This window comes from Flavobacterium sp. (assembly GCF_029242675.1).
In the GTDB taxonomy this organism is placed as follows: domain Bacteria; phylum Bacteroidota; class Bacteroidia; order Flavobacteriales; family Flavobacteriaceae; genus Flavobacterium.
The window spans coordinates 1-3,653 of sequence record NZ_JAQWTM010000176.1; the positions used below are offsets into that span (position 1 = coordinate 1).

Here is a 3,653-nt window from a genome sequence, read left to right on the forward strand (position 1 = left end):
ACATATTCAAGATGAAAAATTATGACAGTAAATAAAGAATTTGTTTTATAAGGAGCTTTAAACGAACCTTTCAAAGCAGATGTAACTTATAGCACAGACGCAGAACAAAAAGGAATTGTATTATTTTGTCACGGGTTCAAAGGATTTAAAGATTGGGGTTCATGGTCTACTGTTGCAAAGTATTTTGCAGCTAATGGTTTGGCTTTTCTAAAGTTTAATTTTTCTCACAGCGGCATGGGTCTCGATGACTCTGATAGCTTTACTGCATTAGAGAAGTTTGCAACCAACACACTAAATAAAGAAGTGGAAGATATTAAAAATGTCGAAAACTTCATCCATAACGAACTAGCGACTGATTTTCCAGAAATAAACACTAAAAACATTACTATTATTGGACATAGTAAAGGAGGCGTTTCGGCATTATTGTACTGCATGCAGGAAGCGACTCAAATCAAAAAAGTGTGTACATGGGCGAGTCCGTTTGATTTTCATCGCAGTTGGAATTCTAAATTCATCAAAAAATGGAAAGCTGAAGGTGTACAAAACATAAAAAATGCAAGAACAAATCAAATGATGCCTCTAGCTATTGAGGTTTTAAATGATTTAGAGTTAAACATCCAGAAATACAGTTTACAAGATGGTGGTAAAAAATTGAAAATACCTTTTTTAATTCTTCAAGGCACCAATGATCCCGCGGTTCCTATGGATGAGTACAATGCTTTAAAGAAAAATTTCCCTAAGGCAAGCACACATTTAATAGAAAACGCAAATCATGTATTTGGAGCTGCCCATCCCTACACAAGCGAAGTATTGCCCGAACATACTCAGGAGTTAGTCTCTACTACCAAAGATTTTATTTTGGGTTAAACTAATTCGTATCAAGATGACATGAAAAAGATCCATTACAACTCTAGTAATGGATCTTTTCTATATTTTTTGTTTAGCCTTTTTTCTAGCTAATTTTATTGTCTAACAAGGCGTTTACCAATTCATCAAACTCTAATGAAACTGCAGCAATACGCTTATCGGCCGCACCATAATAGATGTATAATCTGTCATCGAAACGAGCCGTTCCTGTTGGGAAAACAACATTATTTACATATCCTGTTAGTTCCCATTTTTGATCTGGAGTGAACAAAGGGTAAGGAAGCCTTGCAATTTCCCTAGTAGGATCTTCTAAATCCAATAGTGAAGCACAGGCACTATATACATAACCTTCGTCTGATTTGCGAACACCATGATAAATCAATAGCCAACCTTCGGGAGTTTCAATTGGAGGACAACCTCCACCAATATAGCTACTTTCATGATCGTACTTTGAAGTCATTAAAATATTTTCTTCTAAATTCTCTAAATAAGAATACCAAAAATCTTTTGTTAGTTCGCTTAAATCCTTCACAGCTGCGATTTGGATATCAGGTCTAATTCGATGTAAAAAAGTGAACTTCCCATTAATCAGTCTTGGAAAAAAGATTAAATTCTTGTCTGATATAAAACCATGTCGCTCCTCCTCGCCTTCTTTCTCACAGTTATAATAAGCGTACCTATCGTTTAAATGACATTTTTTTTTAGTTAACTCACAAAATGTTTTGTAATTAACTTGAGGAACAATTATTCCATGCTTTTTAAACTCTTTTAAATCTTTTGATGTTGCATAAGATCCTAACGCATTTTCACCATCATAAGAAGTATAAGACATGTAAAATGTATCACCTATTTTTACTATTCGAGCATCTTCGACACCTTGTTTATCAATCTCTGACGAGGGTCCTATTAGTGGTTCTCCCAAACGGTCATCAACCTCCAGCGGTCCATTTAATTTTGCGTGACCAATCGTTGAAAAATTACCTGCGCGAACTGCGCGATAAAATAGATGTACTGTATTGCCATCTTGGTAGACTGCAGGGTTTAAAACGCCGTCGTTTTCAAACTCTAAATCGGTATGATAGAGTATAATTCCTTCCTTTTTAATTGTTACCATTGTACTCGTGTTTTATATGACTAAATTAATTTTAGAATTGGGTTTAAGCAGACAATTTTAATTAAATATTATATTAATGACTCTAATAATATGTGCCTTATAAAGAAATAAAAAAAATATCAAACTTCAGAAAAATAGGATATAAAAGTGCCGTTTTTTAACGCAGTTTTATAATTTAAACAAAGCGTTAGACTTTTTTATTTTCGAAATTAACTAAAACTAAAGCCCTCAAAATAAAGAAGAGATTACTTTATCCAAGTAACCTCTTCCTTAAAATTTTGAGATTTAAATTAATCAAAATTGATTATGCTTTTTTCAATTTGGAACTCCCTAACAAATTTGGTGGAGTGCTCATAAAGCTGTATTTCTCCCTTTGTGCCTCTTCCTCTTTACGTCTATTATTCAAAAATTCCTTCATGATAATTAATGAAACGTTTTCAGTGGCATGTTCGTTAGCATTTGAGCGTAAAGCTTCTATTCCTCTTGAAGTATATGTTTCGATTAACAATCTAGCAGATAAATAACAAACAGTAGATTCGGCTCCTTGATTTAAATTTACATTTTCTTTCTCTAAACCATCATAACAACCTCCTGTAATAGGATTGAACATAATGTGATTTAAGTGATTGTCGCCCAAAAACCAGTCAAAAGCTTGCTTCATATATTTTTTATGAGCCGGATTCCCAAAAGTTTTGTAAAATAAATCCAAAGCATGCATCATGTAACTTGCTTCGATAGGTTGCTCTCCATATTGATGTGGAATCGCTCCCTTAGAGTGCCATCCTTTGTTACTGATAATTTTAAATTTACCGTCCACAAACATTTTCGAAATCAAGAATTCCATAGACTCCACAGCGATTTGCTGCGATGTCTCTTTTCCTGTAATTTGAGAAGAAAGCAATAATGCTTCTGGCAAAATACTATTAGCGTAAGTTAGTTTGTCCTCAAACCAATTCCAGTTTGTTGAACTTGTATGTGTATAGATACTTTTTAAACGCTCAGATAGAACATCAATTAATTGCACCACTCTAGCTGAAGGAACTGAATTGTACATATAATACAATCCTTTTATGGCAAAAGCCATTGCTCTAGGCGAAGTCAATTTGTCAACGCTTATTAATGCTTTCTCTAAACAAGCATTGGCTTTGTAAATTAAAGAAGCGGGTAGATTCTCATCTCTTAGCGTTTGAATGTATCCTAAGGCCCAGATTGCTCTACCATTAGAATCTTCTAGGTTTTCATCTTCATTTCGTGGTTCGACAACGTTATATTGATCAACATAATTGATGAAATCGCCGTTTGATAATTGGCATCTTTCGATAAAATTTACATAAGTATTCATGTAAGCAACATCAGAACGATCAGCTGTTAATTTAAAATGTTTGCACATTGTAATTAAAGCTCTAGCATTATCATCAAGTGTGTATCCTGTTGTTAAATCAGGCTCAGATATTTTACAAAATTGAACCATTCCAATATCTGTAGTCATGGCTCTCAAATGGTCCATTTTAATTTCGGGATACGTGATTTTATTTTGGTTTAAACCTTGAGCAATTTTTTGATATACGTTGATGTGTTTGATTGCTGTATTTTCCCATGAAGTCTGCGTCGTTTTTGCGTAAGCGTTAACAGCCATATGCGCTCTTAACTCAGCGTCGCCAAGCAGTTTTAA

At 34.1% G+C, this 3,653-nt stretch carries 1 protein-coding gene and 2 pseudogenes; 1 reads left to right on the forward strand and 2 read right to left on the reverse strand.

The features are described from left to right. Positions 1–102 precede the first annotated feature (102 nt). Positions 103–867, forward strand: a pseudogene (locus P8M54_RS06850) (alpha/beta hydrolase); the annotation flags it as partial. A gap of 85 nt (positions 868–952) precedes the next feature. Here P8M54_RS06850 and P8M54_RS06855 read toward each other — a convergent pair. Further along, complete coding sequence (locus P8M54_RS06855) at positions 953–1,981, reverse strand: pesticidal protein Cry7Aa (RefSeq protein ID WP_300286565.1); 1,029 nt, start codon at positions 1,979–1,981, stop codon at positions 953–955. Between the two features lie 304 nt (positions 1,982–2,285). After that, positions 2,286–3,653: pseudogene (locus tag P8M54_RS06860) on the reverse strand (hypothetical protein); the annotation flags it as partial.

What these genes read in the sequence shown, in the direction of transcription:
- P8M54_RS06855 (WP_300286565.1), bottom strand. Translation starts at nt 1,981, where the DNA reads ATGGTAACAATTAAAAAGGAAGGAATTATACTCTATCATACCGATTTA.